23 protein-coding genes and 2 tRNA genes are annotated in these 21,638 nt (G+C 29.9%); 9 read left to right on the top strand and 16 right to left on the bottom strand.

The features are described 5' to 3' along the window. Window positions 1-54: 54 nt before the first annotated feature. The 3 genes from H6553_13550 to H6553_13540 all read right to left on the bottom strand — a co-directional run bounded on the left by H6553_13550 (window position 55) and on the right by H6553_13540 (window position 1,433). Window positions 55-588, bottom strand: a complete 534-nt coding sequence (locus H6553_13550) for a dCTP deaminase (protein ID MCB9034856.1) — start codon at window positions 586-588, stop codon at window positions 55-57. Between the two features lie 106 nt (window positions 589-694). Beyond that, the gene (locus tag H6553_13545) at window positions 695-976 is read right to left on the bottom strand and encodes an HU family DNA-binding protein (protein ID MCB9034855.1); all 282 of its coding nucleotides are present in this window, start codon (window positions 974-976) and stop codon (window positions 695-697) included. A 121-nt stretch (window positions 977-1,097) separates the two neighbouring features. Continuing rightward, window positions 1,098-1,433, bottom strand: coding sequence for an iron-sulfur cluster assembly accessory protein (locus tag H6553_13540; GenBank protein MCB9034854.1), 336 nt, complete (start codon window positions 1,431-1,433; stop codon window positions 1,098-1,100). Window positions 1,434-1,531: 98 nt separating this feature from the next. On the opposite strand from H6553_13540, the gene H6553_13535 reads away from it, so the two are divergent. The 6 genes from H6553_13535 to H6553_13510 all read left to right on the top strand — a co-directional run bounded on the left by H6553_13535 (window position 1,532) and on the right by H6553_13510 (window position 5,482). Then, a complete protein-coding gene (locus H6553_13535) occupies window positions 1,532-2,068 on the top strand; it encodes a hypothetical protein (GenBank protein MCB9034853.1) in 537 nt (178 codons plus the stop codon). Continuing rightward, window positions 2,046-2,786 (top strand): 5'-nucleotidase C-terminal domain-containing protein, encoded by a 741-nt coding sequence (locus H6553_13530; GenBank protein MCB9034852.1) that lies wholly within the window; start codon window positions 2,046-2,048, stop codon window positions 2,784-2,786. Before H6553_13535 ends, H6553_13530 begins: the two co-directional genes overlap by 23 nt. After that, entirely contained in the window at window positions 2,776-3,708 is a 933-nt protein-coding gene (locus H6553_13525) for a metallophosphatase (GenBank protein ID MCB9034851.1), read from the top strand. Before H6553_13530 ends, H6553_13525 begins: the two co-directional genes overlap by 11 nt. 78 nt (window positions 3,709-3,786) lie before the next feature. Then, window positions 3,787-5,229 (top strand): chromosomal replication initiator protein DnaA, encoded by a 1,443-nt coding sequence (gene dnaA, locus H6553_13520; GenBank protein MCB9034850.1) that lies wholly within the window; start codon window positions 3,787-3,789, stop codon window positions 5,227-5,229. A gap of 75 nt (window positions 5,230-5,304) precedes the next feature. After that, window positions 5,305-5,391 (top strand) — tRNA-Ser (locus H6553_13515). Window positions 5,392-5,407: 16 nt separating this feature from the next. Continuing rightward, window positions 5,408-5,482, top strand: a tRNA-Pro gene (locus tag H6553_13510). Window positions 5,483-5,733: 251 nt separating this feature from the next. Here the strand turns inward: H6553_13510 and H6553_13505 are convergent. The 10 genes from H6553_13505 to rsmA form a co-directional block, all read right to left on the bottom strand. After that, window positions 5,734-6,408: a DUF1361 domain-containing protein gene (locus H6553_13505; GenBank protein ID MCB9034849.1), complete on the bottom strand. Its 675-nt coding sequence runs from the start codon at window positions 6,406-6,408 to the stop codon at window positions 5,734-5,736. Beyond that, window positions 6,405-7,748, bottom strand: coding sequence for an exosortase N (gene xrtN, locus H6553_13500; protein ID MCB9034848.1), 1,344 nt, complete (start codon window positions 7,746-7,748; stop codon window positions 6,405-6,407). Before xrtN ends, H6553_13505 begins: the two co-directional genes overlap by 4 nt. Continuing rightward, complete coding sequence (locus H6553_13495; GenBank protein ID MCB9034847.1) at window positions 7,729-10,242, bottom strand: XrtN system VIT domain-containing protein; 2,514 nt, start codon at window positions 10,240-10,242, stop codon at window positions 7,729-7,731. The genes xrtN and H6553_13495 overlap by 20 nt, the downstream gene beginning before the upstream one ends. A gap of 52 nt (window positions 10,243-10,294) precedes the next feature. Next, complete coding sequence (locus tag H6553_13490) at window positions 10,295-10,594, bottom strand: transcriptional regulator (GenBank protein ID MCB9034846.1); 300 nt, start codon at window positions 10,592-10,594, stop codon at window positions 10,295-10,297. Window positions 10,595-10,601: 7 nt separating this feature from the next. After that, window positions 10,602-11,240: a hypothetical protein gene (locus H6553_13485; GenBank protein ID MCB9034845.1), complete on the bottom strand. Its 639-nt coding sequence runs from the start codon at window positions 11,238-11,240 to the stop codon at window positions 10,602-10,604. Window positions 11,241-11,320: 80 nt separating this feature from the next. Beyond that, window positions 11,321-11,905 (bottom strand): DUF3267 domain-containing protein, encoded by a 585-nt coding sequence (locus tag H6553_13480; protein MCB9034844.1) that lies wholly within the window; start codon window positions 11,903-11,905, stop codon window positions 11,321-11,323. Window positions 11,906-11,990: 85 nt separating this feature from the next. After that, window positions 11,991-12,212 carry a DUF2795 domain-containing protein gene (locus H6553_13475; GenBank protein MCB9034843.1) on the bottom strand — a complete coding sequence of 74 codons (222 nt, stop codon included), beginning with the start codon at window positions 12,210-12,212 and terminating at the stop codon, window positions 11,991-11,993. A 129-nt stretch (window positions 12,213-12,341) separates the two neighbouring features. Further along, window positions 12,342-12,887 carry a cob(I)yrinic acid a,c-diamide adenosyltransferase gene (locus tag H6553_13470; GenBank protein MCB9034842.1) on the bottom strand — a complete coding sequence of 182 codons (546 nt, stop codon included), beginning with the start codon at window positions 12,885-12,887 and terminating at the stop codon, window positions 12,342-12,344. A gap of 11 nt (window positions 12,888-12,898) precedes the next feature. Further along, window positions 12,899-13,834, bottom strand: coding sequence for a hydroxyacid dehydrogenase (locus H6553_13465; GenBank protein MCB9034841.1), 936 nt, complete (start codon window positions 13,832-13,834; stop codon window positions 12,899-12,901). After that, window positions 13,827-14,591: a ribosomal RNA small subunit methyltransferase A gene (gene rsmA / locus H6553_13460; protein ID MCB9034840.1), complete on the bottom strand. Its 765-nt coding sequence runs from the start codon at window positions 14,589-14,591 to the stop codon at window positions 13,827-13,829. Before rsmA ends, H6553_13465 begins: the two co-directional genes overlap by 8 nt. A 223-nt stretch (window positions 14,592-14,814) precedes the next feature. Between rsmA and H6553_13455 the strand changes: the two genes are divergently transcribed. The 3 genes from H6553_13455 to pdxH are packed head-to-tail and all read left to right on the top strand — an operon-like array spanning window position 14,815 to window position 17,793. Further along, a complete protein-coding gene (locus H6553_13455) occupies window positions 14,815-16,131 on the top strand; it encodes a leucyl aminopeptidase (protein MCB9034839.1) in 1,317 nt (438 codons plus the stop codon). Next, a complete protein-coding gene (pdxA, locus tag H6553_13450) occupies window positions 16,079-17,149 on the top strand; it encodes a 4-hydroxythreonine-4-phosphate dehydrogenase PdxA (GenBank protein MCB9034838.1) in 1,071 nt (356 codons plus the stop codon). The genes H6553_13455 and pdxA overlap by 53 nt, the downstream gene beginning before the upstream one ends. Next, window positions 17,149-17,793 carry a pyridoxamine 5'-phosphate oxidase gene (gene pdxH, locus H6553_13445; GenBank protein MCB9034837.1) on the top strand — a complete coding sequence of 215 codons (645 nt, stop codon included), beginning with the start codon at window positions 17,149-17,151 and terminating at the stop codon, window positions 17,791-17,793. Before pdxA ends, pdxH begins: the two co-directional genes overlap by 1 nt. Window positions 17,794-18,421: 628 nt before the next feature. Here the strand turns inward: pdxH and msrA are convergent. From msrA to H6553_13430, 3 genes are all read right to left on the bottom strand, one after another. Beyond that, window positions 18,422-19,057 (bottom strand): peptide-methionine (S)-S-oxide reductase MsrA, encoded by a 636-nt coding sequence (msrA, locus tag H6553_13440; protein ID MCB9034836.1) that lies wholly within the window; start codon window positions 19,055-19,057, stop codon window positions 18,422-18,424. Between the two features lie 112 nt (window positions 19,058-19,169). After that, complete coding sequence (gene feoB, locus H6553_13435; protein ID MCB9034835.1) at window positions 19,170-21,275, bottom strand: ferrous iron transport protein B; 2,106 nt, start codon at window positions 21,273-21,275, stop codon at window positions 19,170-19,172. Next, entirely contained in the window at window positions 21,276-21,491 is a 216-nt protein-coding gene (locus H6553_13430) for a ferrous iron transport protein A (GenBank protein ID MCB9034834.1), read from the bottom strand. Window positions 21,492-21,638 lie beyond the last annotated feature (147 nt).

Raw genomic sequence — 21,638 nt, 5'->3', positions numbered from 1 at the left:
CAATTTAGTCAAAAATGGAATTATTTTTTGACCACATTACCTACACAAATACAACTAAAAATTCTTCCACATCATACTTTCCATTGGCAATGGTGTTTTCTGATTGTATTTTGCATTTTGCTTTTTGTTATAATAGTGTTCTATACTTCCTTTTACTTCAAAATAAATTAATTGTCCAACAGGCATGCCTGCATAAATTCTTACTGGTTGTATACAAGAAATTTCTAAAGTCCAATGGTTACAAAAACCAACATCACCTTTTCCAGCAGTAGCATGTATATCTATGCCTAATCTTCCCATACTCGACTTACCTTCTAAAAATGGAACATGTGCATGAGTCTCAGTATATTCTAGCGTAGCACCTAAGTATAAAATTCCTGGTTGCAAAACAAAACCATCTTCTGGTATTTCAAAATGTGTTATAGTATTGTGTTGCTTTGCATCTAGTATTTCATTGTCGTAAGTAGCTAAGTATTTAGATAAATGTACATCATAAGAGTTAGTACCTAACTTTTTTCTGTCGTATGGTTCAATTACAATAGCACCATTGTCAATTGCTACAAGTATTTCTTTATCAGATAATATCATGTTGCAAAAATAATTAAAATGCAGAGCTTTATCTAATATCAATTCCTTTAAAATGAAAAAGCTCTACATAAATTGTAGAGCTTTCTTTTTTAAATTACTTATGTAATTATTTTTTCTTGTTAACTGTGTCAGTTAATGCTTTACCAGCTTTAAACTTTACTGTAGTTTTAGCAGGAATTTTAATTGTAGCACCAGTTGCTGGGTTTCTACCAGATCTTGCAGCTCTCTTAGAAGTTGAGAAAGTTCCAAAACCAACTAATGTTACTTTATCACCTTTTTTTAAGGTTTTTGTGATGCTGTCAATTAATGCATCTAATGCGCTTGTAGCAGCTGCGTTTGTTGTTCCAGCAGCGTCAGCGATTACTTTTACTAAATCTCCTTTGTTCATATTAAAATGTTTATTGGTTAATTAATTTGTGCTACAAAGATATATGCTTATTCGATTTGTGCAAGGAAAATGTTTACAATGTTAATAAAATAAACCAGTTTGTGTGTAAAATCAACCAAAATTAGGCAGAAAATGAAGTTCCACAGCCACAAGTCTCCTTTGCATTTGGATTTTCATAGATAAATCCACGGTTATCTAAACCAGACTTAAAGTCAATAACAGTGTCTAATAAGTATAATTCATGTGCTTTATTAATGATAATGGTTAAATTATCAAGCTCATATATATTGTCATTATCTAATATACTATCGAATTTCAATACATAACTAAAACCAGCACAACCACCACCTTCTACACCAATTCTCAATCCATCAAAATCGGCAGACGATTGTTTTAAATACAATACTTCTTTCAAAGCAGCATCAGTTAACTGTATAGGTAAAACTTTAGTATCCATATCAACATAACAGTTTTGTTTAAAATAAAGTTCAAAGTTAATAACAAATAACTATTATAAATGCCATAGGTTCTTTATTTTTAACCCAAATTCAATTTATGCAAACATTCTTAGAAATTTTAAAATATACCGTTCCATCTATTATAGTACTAATAGGCATGTATCTTATTTTAAGTAAATTTTTTGAAGAAGAAAGAGCCAAGCAAAATACCGCTATCAGAAAACTATTGATTAAAGAGAATAGCAAAATATCTTTACCACTTCGCTTACAAGCTTATGAAAGAGCAACACTTTTCTTAGAAAGAATCAATCCATACACACTATTACATAGAGTTTACAAACATGGAATGACCATTAAAGAACTCAATTTGGCAATGCTCAGTGTAATAAGAAGTGAGTATGAATATAACCTATCGCAACAAATGTATATGAGTAACGATGCATGGACAATGTTAGTAAGAGCGAAAGAAGAAACACAGAAAATAATAAATACTATAGCAATTCAACTACCAGAAGATGGAGATGGCATGATATTAAGTAAAGCCATTTTAGAATATTATATGGAAGACGATAAACAAATGCCAGTCCAAATTGCACTAAACTTTATAAAAGATGATGTTAAAACGCTATTTTAAAATAGTACTATCAATTATATTTTTTTGTTTGATTACTACTGCTTGTAAAACATTTGTAGCAACACAAGAGCAGTTTGAACGCAAGGCAATAGAAAATCTAGTATTCGATACTTCAATTGTCAACCAATATCAACCATATAAAGATTCGTTAGACAAAAGCATGAAAGTTAAAATTGCAACATTACAAAACGATGTTGTAAAAGCACAGCCAAGTTCAACGCTTACTAATTTATTGGCAGATATTTTATTTGAACAAGCAACCAAATACATCAAACAACCAATTGATTTTGCAGTAATGAATTATGGCGGAATTAGATTGCCAAGCTTAAGTAAAGGAGATTTACTAGTAGAACATGCTTACCAATTAATGCCTTTTGATAATTATATTGTAGCATTACAATTAAATGGAACACAAGTACAAGAATTATGTAATAGTATAGCAAAAAGTGGAGGTTGGCCAGTGAGTCACATTCAATTCACGATAGATGATGCCAACGCAAACAATATTCAAATTAATAATGAAGCACTGCAAAACAACAAATTGTATACTGTTGCAATGATAGACTATATTGCTAATGGTGGTGATAATATGACGATGTTAAAAACAATTACTCAAATACCAACAGGAGTTTTGTTAAGAAATGGCATTATAGACTATTTTAAAACTAAACAGATAATTATTCCAGACGATACTAAAAGAATTCAACATGCAGAGTAGAAGACACTTTTTAAAATCGACTTTAGTAGGAAGCACTGTTTTATTAGCCAATAATCCACAACAAGTATTTGCAGCAAATGCAGCAACAGACTTATGCATTTTACATACTAATGATGTACACAGTAGAATAGAACCATTTCCATCAAACGATAAAAAATATCCAAATATGGGTGGAATTGCTATGCGAAAAACATTGTTAGACAATATCAGAAAACAAGAAAGTAATACACTACTATTAGACGCAGGCGATATTTTTCAAGGCACACCATATTTTAATTTCTTTCATGGCGATGTAGAAATAGACATGATGAATTTATTAGGATACAATGCTGCAACAATTGGCAATCACGATTTTGATGGTGGAATTGATGTATTAGCCAAACAAATAAAACGAGCCAACTTTCCGTTTGTAAATTGTAATTACGATTTTTCTAATACAATTGTCAACGGATTAGTACATAAAAAAGTAATCATTAAAAAAGGAAAATTAAAAATAGGTATCACAGGTTGTGGGGTAGCTTTAGATGGATTAGTTCCAAATCAATTATATAAAGAAACCAAATACATAGAACCAATTGAAGCAGTTCAAGAACAAGTCAATCAATTAAAACAACAAGACCAATGCGATTTAATTATATGTTTATCACATTTAGGTTATAAATACGATAATGACAAAGTATCAGACCATACACTAGCTAATGCAGTAAAAAATTTAGATTTAATTATTGGCGGACATACACATACCTTTTTAGAAGTGCCAACTATGATTACAAATAAATGGAATCAGCAAGTAATTATTAATCAAGTTGGTTGGGCAGGACTTTACTTAGGTCAACTCAACTTTAAATTTGAAAAAAAATCAAAAAAATACTTATCAAAACACCACACTGTAATTGTGGATAAAAAATCAATAGAAAAATAATTTTTTTTATACAGAAAAGTTTGTGATATTAGCAAAGTTATTTGATTCAGAATTTTTAAAAGCCATTTAGTTAAGATTATGAAGAGCAAGCATGAACTTGTGTGGGAAAACTGCCTTAAAATTATAAAAGATAATATTAACCTTCAGAGTTATAACACTTGGTTTAAACCTATTGTTCCAGTAAAGTTAGATGATGATGTATTAACAATACAAGTTCCAAGTCAATTCTTTTATGAATGGATAGAAGAACATTTTATAGCACTACTTAGAAAAACTATTCAACGAGAATTAGGTTCAAACGGAAAACTAGAATATCGTATAAAAATGGAAAGCGATAATTTAGTAAATGCAAAAACTATTAATGTACCTAATCAAAAAGAAGGTGTGGTAGAATCTAATGAAGTAGATATACCAATGCTCTTTAGTAAACCAATTGTAAAAAATCCGTTTATAGCACTTGGGCTAAAGAAAATAAAAATACCATCACAATTAAATTCAAATTACACCTTTGATAATTTTATAGAAGGCGATTCTAATAAGTTTGCTAGAAATGCAGCGAAAGCAATTGCAAAAGCACCAGGCGTTACTTCTTTCAATCCACTAGTAATTTACGGTGGTTCTGGTTTAGGAAAAACACACTTAGCACAAGCAATTGGCAACTATATTAAAGCAAATAATCCAAACAAATCAGTATTGTATGTTGCATCTGAAAAGTTTACTAGTCAGTTTGTAGCAGCAGCAATGGATAAAGAAAATCAAAATAGTACTAGCGACTTTGTTCATTTTTATCAACAAATAGATGTTTTAATTATAGACGACATTCATTACTTCTCTAATAAACCAAAAACTCAAGATATCTTTTTTCATATATTTAATCACTTACATCAAAATGGTAAGCAATTAATCTTAACTTCAGATAGACCACCTAAAGATTTAGAAGGTATTGAAGAAAGATTATTGTCTAGATTTAAATGGGGATTAACTACAGATATTCAAGTTCCAGATTATGAAACAAGATATGCTATCTTACAAAATAAAATACACAAAGATGGCATGGAGTTAGAAGAAGATATAGTACGATTCATTGCTACCAATATCAAAACTAATGTAAGAGATTTAGAAGGTGTACTCACTACTTTATTTGCACAAGCTACTTTTAATAAGCAAGAAATATCATTAGACTTAGCTAAGAAAACAGTAATTAATTTTGTTAAACATGCTACTAAAGAAATTTCTTTAGACATGATTCAAAAAACAGTATGCGATTATTTTGAAGTACCAGTAGAAAAATTAAAAGAATCTACTAGAAAAAGACAGTTTGTACAAGCACGACAATTGTCTATGTATTTTGCAAAAGAATATACTAAGTTTTCATTAAAAGCAATAGGTAGCGAGTTTGGAGGTAGAGACCACAGTACGGTAATACACTCTTGTCAAGCAGTAAAAAATCTTATAGACACAGATGAAGAGTTTAAAGATGCTGTAGACGAGTTAAAAAAACGCATAGAATTAAGTTTATAATCATTTATTAATAGAAAGTGTTGTATAGTTGTATCAAAACAATTATCTTTGCACACCTTAAAAGTTCTTTACAGAGGTGAGATGGGTGAGTGGCTGAAACCAACAGTTTGCTAAACTGTCGAACGGGAAACTGTTCCGCGGGTTCGAATCCCGCTCTCACCGCAACAATAAATAAATTCGGGGTGTAGCGCAGTCCGGTTAGCGCACCTGGTTTGGGACCAGGGGGTCGCAGGTTCGAATCCTGCCACCCCGACACTTTTAAAACCTATCTATTACAGATAGGTTTTTTGTTTTTATAAAGTGTTGGTTTTTGAGGTGGTTGTAGTGAAAAGTAAAAATTACTAAAATCAGTCAAAATTATCATTTTCTAGTATTTTAACACTTTTTGGCTACCTATAGGTATACTGTCTTGTCCTAAAATAACTTGTCTTTTTTTCATTTTTTAGACTCTTATTACTTGTTAATTGTGTAAACCTATTATAGAACAAGACAGGAACTACAGTACTACTCAGCAACTTTCTTATTCAACTCTAAACTATAATAAGCAACTAATATAAAACTGCCTAGCAAAAAAGTAATAGTTACAGCTTCTACATGTTGATGTGGAAATACTATATGTTTTAAAATATCTTTGGCAACGCTATCAAAATTAAAGACAAAATCCCATGAATTATATCTTAAAAATCGACCTATATATACACCAAATGCACAGATAAATGGAATGGTTAGCGTAAACAGCATACTCCATTTTTTTCCATATTTTAATTGTATTATTTGCTGCAAGTCTTTGATAGAGTACAAACACATCATCAAACCTGTCCATGCATAAAATAGTAAGATGATTAAATCTAATACCAATGGAAATCCTTCTCTAATTCTCAAATGAATTAAATCTGTAAGAATGTATGGTGCATTAGGTAAGAATATCAACCAGAGAAAAAATAGGATAATATATTTAAACGATTTAAAATTTTCTCTTCTTTTGGAAAATAAATATAGTCCAATAACATATGGAATAGTTGCTAAAATTAAATTCCAAATTAAGAATACATAAATTGGCATTTTAGTTTGATATACTCTAAAGAAGACCAAAAATACACTAAGTGCACTTGTGATACTTAACGAAATAACTACACTTAATCTTTCGTTTTGTTGTAATGTTTGAATTATTTTTTTCATTTTGTATTTTCTTTTATTAATTGATTGGTTAAATGAATTAGCGTTTCTTTATGATTACTCGACACACTTACTAAATAAAATGGTTCTTGGTTGATAAAACTTTTCCAACGCCATTGTAATTGTTTGGTAGTACAAATTTTACCATTAGAATAAAACCAAGCTGTGTAAATGGTACTTTTGTTTTTTACAATATCTCCAATATAAACAGTGTTATTATTGATATTATATTTATTAAACTGTTTCATTTTATAACCACTTCCTTTCCAACAATACATTGGATTGTGTTCACTGCTAAAAAAGTAAGGCATTGGTTTTACATAAATCAACTGGTTATTGTTTTTGTATTTTACAATATCATGCGTAATGGTTTCTTTTTCAAAATTGTGTAGCGATTGTAATGGTAACTGTTTAATTGGTTGAATTTTTTCTTGCTGAAATAACATTAAATAAGTACCTATTAATATAATAACTATAAACAAAGTATAAACTATATTTTGTTGTTTAGTAGATACTGTTTCTGATGACCTAATATACACTTTGCCCATTTTTTTAAACAAATATTTTAATAAAAAGTATGAAGGCAACATAGTATAAATTACAAATACAATAATACCAATACCGTAATGCATATTGTTTTCCGGAAAAACTTTAAAAGCAACCAACAATAAAATTCTTATTAAATTATTAGTTATAATACTTATTAATACAAATGCATAAAATCCAAATAGTGCCAAAAAAGATAGTGTTTGCTGCTGTTTCTTTTTAAAGTGTTCTACTAAGAGTACAGCAAACACCAATCCTGCTAAAAGCATGTGTAAACCTGCACACGCTTCGTCTATAATAAATGGCTGTTGATTAATTAATAATTGATTGCCTTCTGCTACGCAATTGTTTGTCCAAAGATTGAGTAATACAGATGTCCAATAAGTGAGTTTTAAACGAAGTGGAAAACCTATAATACTCGATACCATAGTAAAAATTGGTGAACACAATATTGCCATGATATAAGCATTGATAGACAACCGACCGAGTACCACACTTAAAAATTCTATGACTAAAATTAGTGTTGATAGATATAGAAACGATGTAATTTGTGTGTGCCAATACAACAACATACAGATTAAACTGAAGAGCAATACAAAGTGATTGGCTTTTTTGGTTGCTTGTATTGGTGCTACCATTGCGTAACCAATTATAGCACCAAGTTGTAGTGTTGAAACTCTTAGATAATCACTTATAAATAAGAATGAAAGTATACAGTACACTAATATACAACTATATAGTATTATAGTGTGATTGATATTGTATTGACTATTGGTATCAACGGAATAAGTACGCATATCTTGACGATTTTATGTTGATATAAATTACACTTACGAGTAATAGTATAATGAGCATCCATTCATGTGGTTCAGGAACAGCACCATCGTTGTGAATATCTGCATTCGCTAAAGCATCATTGTCTTTTTTAATGTCGAATCTGTCGTAATCATGTTGTGTTTCTAAAACGATTAAGCTACTAATTGGACTTACCACATTGGCATCACTTACTAAGTTGTACGCTATTGGTGCAATACTGTCGTTTTGTATTGTTTCTAAAGTCATTTGATGCATAGCTTGATTATAAGCAAATAATCGAAACACATGGTCTGGTGCATTTTTAGGAACATCTAACAAAGGAATACTCGCAATTTTTGTTTGATTGTCTAAATGAATAACAGAATCGCTTGTTGATATATTAGGAAATTGATTATTTTTTATCGTAGTAATTGCTGTTTGTAAATTGGTATTGTAAATTTGTACAGCACTATATTCTTTCAAAGTTTTAAACATAGCATTGCTTTCATCGCCAATATTAATTACATTTAATTTATGATTTATAAAATATCTATTAGTATAATTAAAATATAAATTATCTTTTAACTCTTTTAAACTTGGTCCTTTTTGTTCACTTTTTGTAATGATTATACTGTGTGCTGCATCTTTAATTTCGTACAATGGAAGCACATTAAAGTTGATTTGTTTTAGTTCTTTATATAGTGTTTGTTTATTATCTGCTGTAATTTTTATCCACTTATTTAGATAAACGAATAAGTTTTTATTACTTAAATCGGTTGTAATTTTGTTCCACTCTGTTTTATTCCATGATTTATTAACATCTAAAAAAATATTATTTGCAATAAATGGTTTGTGCTGTATTTTATCTTCACTCAACAAATAAGTATTGTCTTTATAGTGAAAAATACCGTTTACAATTTCTGGTGCATTAAACGACAGTTTCCAAGTATTATAATCGTGTTTACCAATTAGATAGTCTGTGCCACTTTTTTTCAAGAAATATGGTTTAGATAAATTGTCAATAGTATCTGTAAAATTAACTTGAACAATTTCTTTAGTACGCAATAAGTCTGGTCCTTTACAAGAAATATTTTTATATGATAATTCATTATCTTTAAATGCTAATGGTGCAGTAATTCCTAATTTAAATTTTCTGTTTTCTTGTGGTGTACAAGGAAAAATACGCACACTTACTTTATTGCCTTCTTGCCAATGCACTACAGATGGATCTCTTTTTTCTACACCAACAATAGTATTGTATGCTGTTTTGGCTTTTTGTTTACTAGTTAAATATGCTTTTTCCTCAACGCCATTAATCCAAAGCGAGAGCGAACTTACCGTAGCACCTTCTGGTAAGTAAAAGGTATATATTGCTTCTTGTTGATTCCAAGTATAAGCATTATTATTTTTTATATTAATTGTTTTCTCAGTATAAGATAATCTTTGTTTTGGATAAATTCTAATATTGGTAGTGATGCTTTCAGTCTTCAAATCATCGCCACGCCACAATCTACTTTCTGTAAGATGCGATGCATCGTAGTTAGATTCTAAAATTCTAATGATGTCATTTTCTGTTAGGTTGATGTCACTAGAAAAAGCACTGCTAATTAAAACTAATGGATCATGTACTTTGTCTATGTTATAATTGCTGTTGCTTCTGCCAAATCCAAAAATATCAAAATCAAACATATCATCAATATTTGGATAAAGTATATTATTTAATAGTATTTTTTTAGACTCATTATTATTAGGTAGTCGTTGTGCAATATACATCCATTTTGGAATAGCTTTTTCTTTTTGTAATTCTAAGTATTGTGTTTGTGTATTAATTCGGTTGACTTGTACATTCCATCTTATAACATAAAATACTACTGTACTAAACAGTATAACAAATATAAACAAGTATATTTTTTTATAGTATTTATATAACACTGCTTCTTTGTACAACACATTAGTAATGTATATAAAGGAGAACAATGGTATAAATGCATGAATACCAATTCCTAGTACGATGATACCAATCAATCCGAATAAATAATTTGGAATTAATATAATTGAATAATATAATAGTATTACTGCTGAACAAAATAAAGAACTATAAAGTATTGTTTTGATAAATGTTCCACCAAATTCGAGCAATGGTTTAAAGAGTAGTATTGCCATGTTGACTACAATAAAAACCGACCACCAAGTTGTAGAAATATAAAACAGTTGCATTTCTCTGTTGAGTGCAAAGCAACTAATAATACCACTTACAATAATTGGATAAGTTGCTAAAGAACTTGTCCATGTTTTTATTCTAAATATTTTAATAAAAGAATTACTAAATACTAAAAAAAGAAAGATACCGAAATGAATGAAAATCATTACTTCGTTGTTTGGTTGCGGCTTGTTTTGCCATAGTGCAAAAATAAATGCAGAGATGACTGTGAGTACAACACCAATTGTGTACATTTTCCAGTCTTTGCTAATGTTTTGTTGATTGTTTGATTCCATAATGTTTAATTTAAAAAGTACTTTGAAATACAAAGTATAAGTGCAAAAAATTTTATTTTAGTTGTTTAATCATTAATTCTAATGCTTTGATATGCTCTTGAAAAGCTTTTCTTCCTTCGGTAGAAACGGCATAAGTAGTAAGTGGTTTGTTTTTTACAAATCGTTTTTTAGTTTTGATATAATTGCTTTCGTCTAATTTTTTTAAGTGTGTCGCTAAGTTTCCGTCAGACACATCGAGTTGTTCTTTGAGTTCTACAAAACTCAATTCGTCGTTCACCATTAAAAAAGACATAATGCCTAATCTAATTTGATTATCGAAAATTTTATTGAGTTGTGCAATTGGGTTTTTCATTGCTATTTTATTTTCTATCGTATTTTAAGTACATGGCAATTCCATACACAATGTGCAAGATACCAAATCCAATGAACCAAAATAGTATGCCGTGATAAATATAATAGGCATTAAATAAACCTAAAACCATCATACATATAGATAATGTTTTAATATCTCTTACAGTATATCTCGAAACGGTAAACAAACCAATTCCGTAAAAAATTAAACAAGTTGGTGCAAATAGAAATGCCACTCCATTTTTAATTTGTAACAAACAAAAAATACCACCTACTATTCCAATGAGTAATAAATCGAGCAACATTTTTTTGCTAGTATTATTCCATATTTTTTGGTGATGTTTTTTTGCTTTTCTATAGGTGAAATAAAATCCGCCAGCCAATGCTACCAGAAAAATTAAAAATCCTAAACCAATTAAAGTAAGTGCTAGTTTTGAAATTAGAGTTCTTCCGTTTTCAAACTGCTCCCAACTTCTAATCAACATAATATTGTCTTGAAGAATTTTTGCGGCTACTAATGCTCCGATGATTGCAGTGCTACCAGCCCAAACTCCAGCTAAACCACTTAAGCTTAAGAATTTGGTGTTGTTGTCCATCATGTTTTTGATGTCGTTGATTTGTTGAAGGTATTTTGCTTTTTCTTCCATAAAAAGTACTTTGAAATACAAAGTTAAATTAAAAATTCAATTTACCAAATTTATTTTTGATTTTTTTAGTGAATAAGTATTTAATGAGCTTTCCTATAAATATAACAACCTGCTTCACTTGGATGATCTTGTACATAGTCATCAACATTTTCTTTACGAATTAAATTGATAATCATAAAATCACCAACAGCTACCATGGTAAAAAACATTCCAAATAATAGTAAAGGAAAGTTACCTGTTATAATAGCTATAATGTATGGAATAAATCCTAATATAATTGCTGGCATTATTGCACCTAAAATATAGTGTTTTACTTTTAAAGGTTCTGTACAATGACAATATGGCGTTAGCATTTTCCAGAGTATACCAAATTTAATAGACTTAAAACCTTTGCTTGCAAAAAACGACCAAGTAATTCCATGTATTAATTCATGTAGTATAATACCAATTACTATTGATAGTACTATCAATAACATTCTTAAAATTGGATTTAGTGTATCTAAATAACTTTTTATACCATCAGTTGATATATTGTTTTTCCACAGTAGATAAAATGGTAATCCAAAGACTAAAACTATTGGTATTATTAAAACGATAGCATAAACATTTGCCTTTGCTAAATCTATTGTTAATTGTTCTTTTTTATAACCTGAAAAGTCTTGCATTGTTTAATTTCTGTTATTTGCGTAAAAATGTTTAGTTCGTTACAATAATCATAAAAAAAGCTACTCAAAGGAGTAGCTACATGTTTTAATATTCGTCTTCGTTAAAAAGAAAATCTTCTTTCGTTGGATAGTCTGGCCAAATATCTTCGATATTCTCATAAATGTCCTCATCGTCTTCCAACTCTTGTAAGTTTTCTACTACTTCTAAAGGAGCTCCAATACGCATAGCATAGTCTATCAACTCGTCTTTAGTAGCTGGCCATGGTGCTTCTTCTAAGTAAGATGCTAATTCTAATGTCCAATACATAATTTATAATTTAATACTTTAATTAATTATCTGTGATTTTAGCAAAGCTAATTTCGTTCAGACTGCAAATATATCCTAAAAAACGAAATTTCAAAATAAAAATATTGTTAGATATCGTTCATTCTCAATTTAATGTGCTTTCCAAATGTTTTCTTTTATACCTTGTTGCCAGTTCAAAAATCTTGCCAAAACAAACAGGTAATCTGATAAACGATTTAAATAACGAATTAGTATTTCGTTTACTTTTTCTGTTTCGTTTAATCTAACTACCATGCGTTCAGCTCTACGGCAAATGGTTCGTGCTATATGTGCTTGTACAGCAGCTTTACAACCACTTGGAAGTATAAAGTGTTTTAATTCTGGTAATTGTTCATTCCACTCATCTATTTGTTGTTCTAGTACTTCGATGTGTTGTTCGTTAATTTCTGGTAAAATTAAATTGGGTTTTCCTGCAACTGCTGCTAAATGTGTACCTACATCAAATAACCTAGACTGTATTTGTTGTAGTTGTTCTAATATATCAGTAGTATCAATTTCTACCATAATACTACCAATAAAGCTATTGAGTTCATCTACAGTACCATAACTTTCTATTTTAATGTGCGATTTTAGCAACCGTTCGCCACCATATAGCATCGTCGTTCCGTCATCGCCAGTTTTAGTGTATATTTTCATGAATTTGTATTTTATAAATGATTCTTCATTTTTTCCCAAAGTACTTTTACCAATTTGTAGTAAGAAGCGGTTGTCCAACCTGCAATGTGCGAAGTAGCTACAACATTAGGAAATGCTAATAAAGTTTGATAAGTTTCAAATGTATGTATCTTGTTTGCAGTAATTGGTTCGTCTTCAAAAACATCAACACCAAAACCACGAATTAAGTTTTTATTTAAAGCATCAATTACAGTTAAAGTATCTGCAATTTTTCCTCTTGCTGTATTAATAATTATTGGTTGTTGCTTACACTTTGCTATAAATGATTGACTAATATAATGATGTGTCGTGGAATTATATGGTACATGAAAACTAATAACATTGCAGTTTGCTTGTATAAAACCTAAGTCAACTTTTTTATAGTTATAATTTTCTGTAATACTATTATCAATATCATAAAAATAAATATTTGTATCAAACACTTGAAGCAACTTAGCAAAAGCTTGTCCTGTGTTGCCAAATCCAATGATGCCAATTTTCTGCTCACTCAATTCAAAACCTCTGTTGGCTTCACGCAAAAAAATACCATTTTTTAATTCATTATTAGATTTGCTTACATTATTATTCAAATTGAGTAATAGAGCTAAACTATGTTCTGCTACTGCTTGTGCATTTCCTTCTGGCGAGTTAACCACTACTATATTTTTTTCTTTACAAACAACAACATCAACATTTTCTAAACCACTACCAACTCTTGCTATGATTTCTAAATTAGTCGCTGCATCTAATATTGTTTTATCAACGGTTAAATAAGTAGTTATTACTAGTACTTTGTATTGATGAATAATTTCTGCTAATTCTGTTTGACTAATGTCAAAAACTTCATCTACTTCATAACCAGACAATAAAAATTGTTCTTTTAAATAAGGATGAATCTGTGCTGTAATTAATACTTTTGGATTAGACATAATCTACTGCTTTATTGGCAAGTGCTACAAAGTCTTCAACACTTAGCTGCTCTGCTCTTTGATTGAAAAATACATCTTCTAAAAATGATTTAGGTAAAATAGCTTTTAGACTGCTGCGTAACATTTTTCGCCTTTGGTTAAATCCAAATTTAACAATATTAGTAAATAACTTTTCATCTTTTAATGGAAGTAAATTTTCCTTTCTTTTCAATAATAAAATACTACTCATTACTTTTGGTGGTGGTGCAAAGTTTTTAGGTTCAATATCAAAAAGTAATGTAGCATCGTAATAGTATTGTGTTAAGACTGAAATAATACCATAAGTTTTTGAACCATGTTTAGCCGCAACTCTATCTGCCATTTCTTTCTGAAACATACCAACTACAACTGGAACTTGTATTCTGTTTTCAATAGCTTTAAATATTATTTGTGATGAAATATTATACGGAAAATTGCCAACTATTGCTTGCTCTCCAGAAAATGTCGTAGCAAAATCAAGTTTTAAGAAATCAGCTTCAATTAAATTGATTTTATTAAATTGATTATAACTTTTCAAGTAATCAATGCATCTACTATCAAGCTCTACACAAGTAATTTGTTGTGGTAATTTTATAAGATATTTGGTTAAAGCACCCATTCCTGGCCCAATTTCTACTATTGGCAGTGTAGCAATATTATCTTGTATAGCTAAAAATATTTTTTGTATAACTTGTTCATTTACAAGGAAATGTTGTCCAAGTTGCTTTTTTGCTGAAATGTTTTTTTTCACTTTTTTATAATATAATTCAAAAATAAATTAATTTTACCATCCATAAAACTATCATTAAGATATGCTTATAACAGATAATAAAAAAGAAACAGAAGCTCAAGTTATACTATTTAATAGTAAAGAAAAAAATTTACTGAATTTTCTTGACGAAGAAGAACAAGAAATTGTACTCAAAAATTTAAAGCTCAATTTACCATTCATTACACTTAAAATGCATCAACAAACTATTATTGCTGTTGATGTAAGTAGCAATAAACAAGGTAATGATTTAAAAGAAGCACTTAGAATTAAAGGATATCAAGTCTATCAGTTTTTAAAAGACCATAAAATTAATACTGTCCGATTAATCAGTCAAACGCCATTAGAAAAGAAACTAAGCAAGGCATTTGTAGAAGGTTGTTTATTGTCAAATTATTCGTTTGATAAATATATAAAAGAAAAAAATAAATATTTATTAACTATATATGCTAGTGGAAGTATCTTAAACAATAAAGACAAACAAGAGCTCAATACCATTTGCGAAGCAGTTAGGATAACGAAAGACTTAGTCAACGAACCATATAGTTATTTAAATGCTGTTCAGTTATCTAACGATATTAAACAATACACGAAGTCGCTGCCAATAAAAGTTACAGTATGGAATGAAGCTAAAATTAAGAGCGAAAAAATGGGAGGCATTTTAGCAGTTAACAAAGGATCATCATTGCCACCAACTTTTAATATTTTAACTTACCAACCACAAAATGCAATTAACAAACAGCCATTAGTTTTAGTAGGCAAAGGTGTAGTGTTTGATACTGGTGGTTTGTCTTTAAAGCCAACTACCAATAGTATGGATATGATGAAATGCGATATGGCTGGTGCTGCAACTGTAGTAGGAAGTCTATTTGCTATTGCTAAATTAAATCTTCCTTACTATGTTGTAGGACTAATTCCTGCGGTAGAAAATCGTCCTGGTTATGAAGCAGTTTGTCCTGGAGATATTATTACTATGTACGATAAAACTACGGTTGAAGTTTTAAATACAGATGCAGAAGGTCGTTTAATCTTGGCAGATGCATTACATTATGCCAAACGCTTAAAACCAAATTTAGTAATAGATTTTGCTACGCTAACTGGTGCTGCCGTTCGTGCTGTAGGTAAAGAAGCTGCTGTTATTATGAGTACTGCACCTAAAGAGATAGTAAAGAAAGTAAAAAATGCAGGCAATAAAACGGCAGAACGAACTGTAGAATTTCCACTTTGGGACGAATATGCACAGTATATGAAGTCTGATATTGCTGATTTAAAGAATGTTTCTTCAGAAGCAGGTGCTATTACAGCAGGAAAATTTTTACAACATTTTACAAATTATCCTTGGATTCACTTTGATATTGCTCCAGCTTTTGTAAATTCACCTTATAATTACAGAGGAAAGTATGCAACTGCGTATGGTGTAAGATTAATGTGTAAATTTGTAAAAAACCTTACTAAAGATGTCCAACAAAATAAAAAAAGAAAAAATACAAATAGGAATAAGTCTCGGTGATGTAGCAGGAATAGGGCCTGAAATCATTATGAAAACTTTTTCAGATGAAAGGATTTATAAAATGGCAACACCAGTTGTCTTTGCCAATCCAAGAGTATTTTCTTATTATAAGAAAGCTTTAAAACTAGATAGGTTTCAGTACACTACTATTAAAAATTTTGAAACTACTTCACATAACTCACTAAATATTTTTCCTGCGTGGGAAGAAGAGTTTGATATTAATATTGGTAAACCAACAAAAGAAACTGGTGCTTTTGCATTAAAATCACTAGCAATAGCTTGTAAAGCATTACAAGACAATCAAATTGATGCTTTGGTTACAGCTCCAATTAACAAGCACATGGTGCAACAAAATGAAAAAGATTTTAGTGGACAAACTGAATTTTTACAACAGTACTTTAAGTCTGAAAACAATTTAATGTTTATGACTTCTGATTTATTGAAAGTAGGTTTGGTTACCAATCATAAATCAATAAAAGATGTTGCTGCGTCTATTACAGAAGATTTAATTCTTAAAAAAATTAAATTAATGCATCAGTCATTAATGTATGATTTTGGAATCAGTAAACCTAAAATTGCAGTGTTGGCTTTAAATCCACATGCAGGAGATAAAGGCACTATTGGTAGTGAAGAAATTGATATTATTTATCCAGCAGTTTTACAAGCAAGAGCTGAAAATATGTTAGTTTTTGGACCTTATGCCGCAGATGGATTTTTTGGTTCTGGCAATTACGCTGGTTTTGATGGAATTTTAGCGATGTATCATGATCAAGGTTTAATTCCATTTAAACTAATGGCACAAGAAAATGGTATTAATTTTACAGCAGGAATGGACATTATAAGAACATCGCCAGATCATGGAACTGCAGAAGATATTGCAGGAAAAGGTGTAGCAGATGAAACTTCTTTTAGAAATGCCATTTATGCTGCAATAGATATTTATAACAATAGAGCAGAATACGAACAGAACCATAGTAATCCATTAACAGAGTTTACAGAACATCAAGAAGATAGATAATGCCAAACAGAGATTTACAAGATTTTAGACAAGATTACAGTATTGCTTCCTTAGAAATAGAACAATGTGCTGATAGTCCGTTTGAACAATTTGCCACTTGGTTAAATAATGCAATTAAAGCCAATGTTATAGAACCAAATGCTATGAGTTTAGCAACTGTTGATGAAAACTTACAACCAAAAGTAAGAACCGTTTTATTAAAAGAATTTACTATAGAAGGTTTTGTGTTTTATACCAACTATGAGAGTGATAAAGCAAAAGAAATGACATTTTCAAATAAAGTGTCGCTATTATTTTGGTGGATAAATACACAACAACAAATAAGAATAGAAGGTACTGTAAAGAAAATAAGCGAAACTCAATCTAAAGCATATTTTTATAGCCGACCAAAAGGCAGTCAAGTTGGAGCTACAGTATCTCCACAAAGCAAAATAATTGTAGACCGAAGAATATTAGACGATTTATTCGACCAAAAAATGCAACAATATCAAGACAGTGAAGTTCCATTTCCAAATAATTGGGGTGGTTATATTGTTGAACCAACTTATTTTGAATTCTGGCAAGGCAGAAGCAGTCGACTACACGATAGAGTTGCTTACCAACTAGAAAACAATTCGTGGAAAAAAGTTAGACTAGCACCGTAGTAACCTGAGTTCGGTTTTTAAATACTAAAAAATATTATAAATATTATATTTATAATATTATTAATTTAATATTTTAGTAACTTAATAATTGCGTAGCACTTCGACTTTATTAGCACTAGCTTTTAATACCATTACTTGTTAAAAAATAGTCCAATATAAAACAAAAACTGCGTAGCAGTTTAACCTCATTAGAAAAAAGTAAAGCAATATAAAAATGCCGCGTAGCGGCATAACCTTTTATAGATAGTTTTTGGACTAAGTTGTATTAGCTAATGGTATAAGTAGTAATGCGTGGCGTAGCCACGCCACCTTACCTTTATACTAGAGTATTTTAATTAGTCGTTTCGTGCGGACACGAACCAAGGCGTAGCTATTTATTGTCGGAAGGAAACTTCCGACAGCACAAGAAAAACTTCAGTAATTTTATCTCTCATTATGGTGGACCCTTTATTGATTAAGTAATTGGTTGTCAATAATTACAATATCAATAATTGTTCAATTTTATATATTTTATAAATTAAATTACTGTTATCTCTTAAACCGAACTCAGGTTATTAAGTAAAATAATACAATAGAATAAAGCATTTTTGAATGCTGTTTAGTATAAATAAATAATAAATTACTTATATTACTCTTTTATATACTCCTTAAATATTTTTTCGAATTTTTCTACTTTGGGTTGGATGACTAATTTGCAGTAGCTTTGCTCAGGGTTCAAATTGTAGTAGTCTTGATGATAATCTTCTGCTTTGTAGAATTTTTCAAACGGACTAACTGCTGTTACAATTGGATTTTGATATACCTTTGCTTCATTAAGTTGATTAATAATTTGCTCGGTCAATGATTTCTGTGTCTCGTTATGGTAAAAAACTACCGAACGATATTGGGTTCCTATGTCATTGCCTTGTCTGTTGGGAGTTGTTGGATCATGTACTGTAAAAAAAACTTTCAACAGCTGAGCAAAGCTAATGCTATTTTCATCATAATATATTTGAACTACTTCAGCATGTCCTGTTGTACCAGTACACACTTCTTTGTAAGTAGGATTTTCCTTATGTCCACCACTATAACCACTTTCAACACGAGTAACACCTTTTAGTTGCTGAAATATAGTTTCAATACACCAAAAACAACCACCACCAAATGTAGCAATTTGTAAATTTTCTGTTTGCATAAGTTTCTTCTCGCTTTTAGTAGTTTTAGTTTGATTGGTACAGCTAATAACTAGAAATAATAGTATGCTAACTGCCGCCACAAATCTCATATAAAGATAAACAATAATGTTTAAAAAAAGTTTTTAATTTTTTCTTTTTTTGATTATCGTCAAACATAATAATAATTTTAACAAATGTCTGATTGACATCAACCGATAAAAACTATTTAAATACTTGATAAGCTAAAAATGCTGCTCCATATGCTAGTACTGTCATGTAAGTAAATTGTATAATTGGCCATTTCCAAGATTGCGTTTCTTTTCTAACAATAGCAAGTGTACTCATACATTGCATCGCAAACAAATAAAACAATAATAACGACAATGCACTGGCAACTGTAAATACTGGTTGTTGTGTATCTTGATGTTTAGCTTTAGATAGTTTTTCTCTAATCGTAGCATCGCTTGCATCTTGTTCTATACTATATAGTGTTGCTATAGAGCCAACAAAAACTTCTCTAGCGGCAAACGATGTAATGAGTGCTATACCAATTTTCCAATCGTAGCCCAATGGTTTGATAACTGGTTCTATGGCTTTGCCAATTTTTCCTGCAAAAGAAACTTCTAATTGCTTAGCACTTATCATTAAGTCTTTTTCTTTTTTAGATTTTGTTTGGTTTTGCATTACTTGTTCGCTATAAGTTGCTAGTGTTGCATTGCCTTTTTTTGTACTAAAGCTTGCTAAAAACCATAAAATAATAGATACTAAAAAGATAATTTTTCCTGCACCAAATACAAAACTGCTTAGTTTTTGTAGCAATACTTGAATTACATTTTTCCAGTAAGGTACTTTGTAACTTGGCAATTCCATCATTAAATAAGATGTTTGTGATGACTTTAAAATTTTGCTAAATACAAATGCTGCAATTAGTGCTGATAAAATTCCTAGTACATACAACAACATAAAAAACAGTGCTTGTGTATTAAAACCCAACCAACTTCCTTTTGGTATTACAAAAGCAATTAATATAGCAAAAACAGGAATTCTAGCAGAGCAACTAATTAAAGGTGTTACCATAATAGTAATTAGTCGTTCTTTCCAGTTGTTAATTGTTCTAGTGCTCATAATTGCAGGAATGGCACAAGCACCACCAGAAATAAGTGCTACAATACTTCTTCCGTTTAAGCCAAATCGTTGCATTAGTCTATCGAACAAGAAAACAGCTCTTGCCATGTAACCTACTTCTTCTAAAATAGTTATTAATAAAAATAAAATAAATATTTGAGGAACGAATATAATTACACCTGTTATTCCTGGAATAACTCCATCGCTGAGTAATTGACTCAATAAATTATTTGGTAAATGCGTTTTTATATAGTTAGATAGTTGTAGCATTTTTTCGTCTATAAAATCCATTGGATACGCCGACCAACTAAATATTGCTTGAAAAGTAAACAACATCAACAAGAAAAATAATATAGGACCAATTATAGGATGTGTTAGTATGCTATCTATTTTATAAGTAAGCTTGTTTGATTTTGGTAAACTAATATCTATACTTTGTTGTGCTATTGGTGTAAGTTGATTGTATCTGCTTAAAATTTCTTCTAATTGTATATCCAAGCTATCAAAACTATTATTAGATAAATGTTGTTCTATTCTATTTTTAATATTTGCATCTAAAAATTTTATTTTTTTATAGTGATGTAATAGCATTAATTTATAATATGAGTTATCATCATCTATGGCTAATGTTGATGCAATTTGTTCTTCTTGAGTTGATAATTGATAAATGCTTTTGGCTTTACTTTCGGTAGACAAAGTTGCTACTAGTGTATCTTTTAGTAGATTAATTCCAACTGCATTTCTAGCATTAATGGCAATAAATGGTACATTAAATATAGTGCTCAGTTTTTCAATATTTACATTAATTCCTTTTTTAAGTGCTAAATCAGTCATATTAACAGCAACAACAATAGGAATTTGTAAATCAATTAACTGCGAGAGCAATAACAAATGTCTTTCTAAGTTAGTAGCATCTACAATATAAATTATAGTTTCTGGATGATTGATGTGTGCTTTGTTTAACAAAACATCAATCACTACTTGTTCATCTAAAGCACTTGGATACATGCTATAAGTTCCAGGCAAATCGGTAATTTCAAAATCTATGTTTTGATAAGCAAAATAACCTGTTTTTTTATCTACTGTTACGCCAGGGAAATTGCCAATTCTTTGATTTAAGCCAGTTAGTTGATTAAATAAAGAAGATTTTCCAGAATTAGGATTTCCAATTAAAGCGACTTTATGTACAGATGTTTTTTTCAATTAGTTGATAGATATAGCTTGTGCCTCATTGGCTCTTATAGCAATAAATTGTTGATTGTATTCTATATAGAAAGTACTACCTAAAACTGATTTTCTAAGTACTTTTACAATAGTTCCTGGTAAAATTCCCATAGACATTAGTTTACAAGCAATAAAACAGTCTTGAAACTCTGTTACTTGATAATTGACACCTATTTTAGCTTTATTTAATCGCATTGCTTATTAAGACTTTGTCTAAATAACAAAATTAATAGCTTTTAAGTTGCTAAAGTTTTAAATTTTGAATTTTCTGTGAATTAATTTCCTTTTTACTAAAGATTAGGTATGCTTATTGGTAGTAGCAACTCATATAATATTGTTAGA

This window comes from Chitinophagales bacterium (assembly GCA_020636535.1).
Classification (GTDB): domain Bacteria; phylum Bacteroidota; class Bacteroidia; order Chitinophagales; family JADIYW01; genus JADJSS01.
The sequence above is the reverse complement of the archived record's forward strand: the minus strand, read 5'-3'. Positions and strand labels throughout refer to the sequence as shown.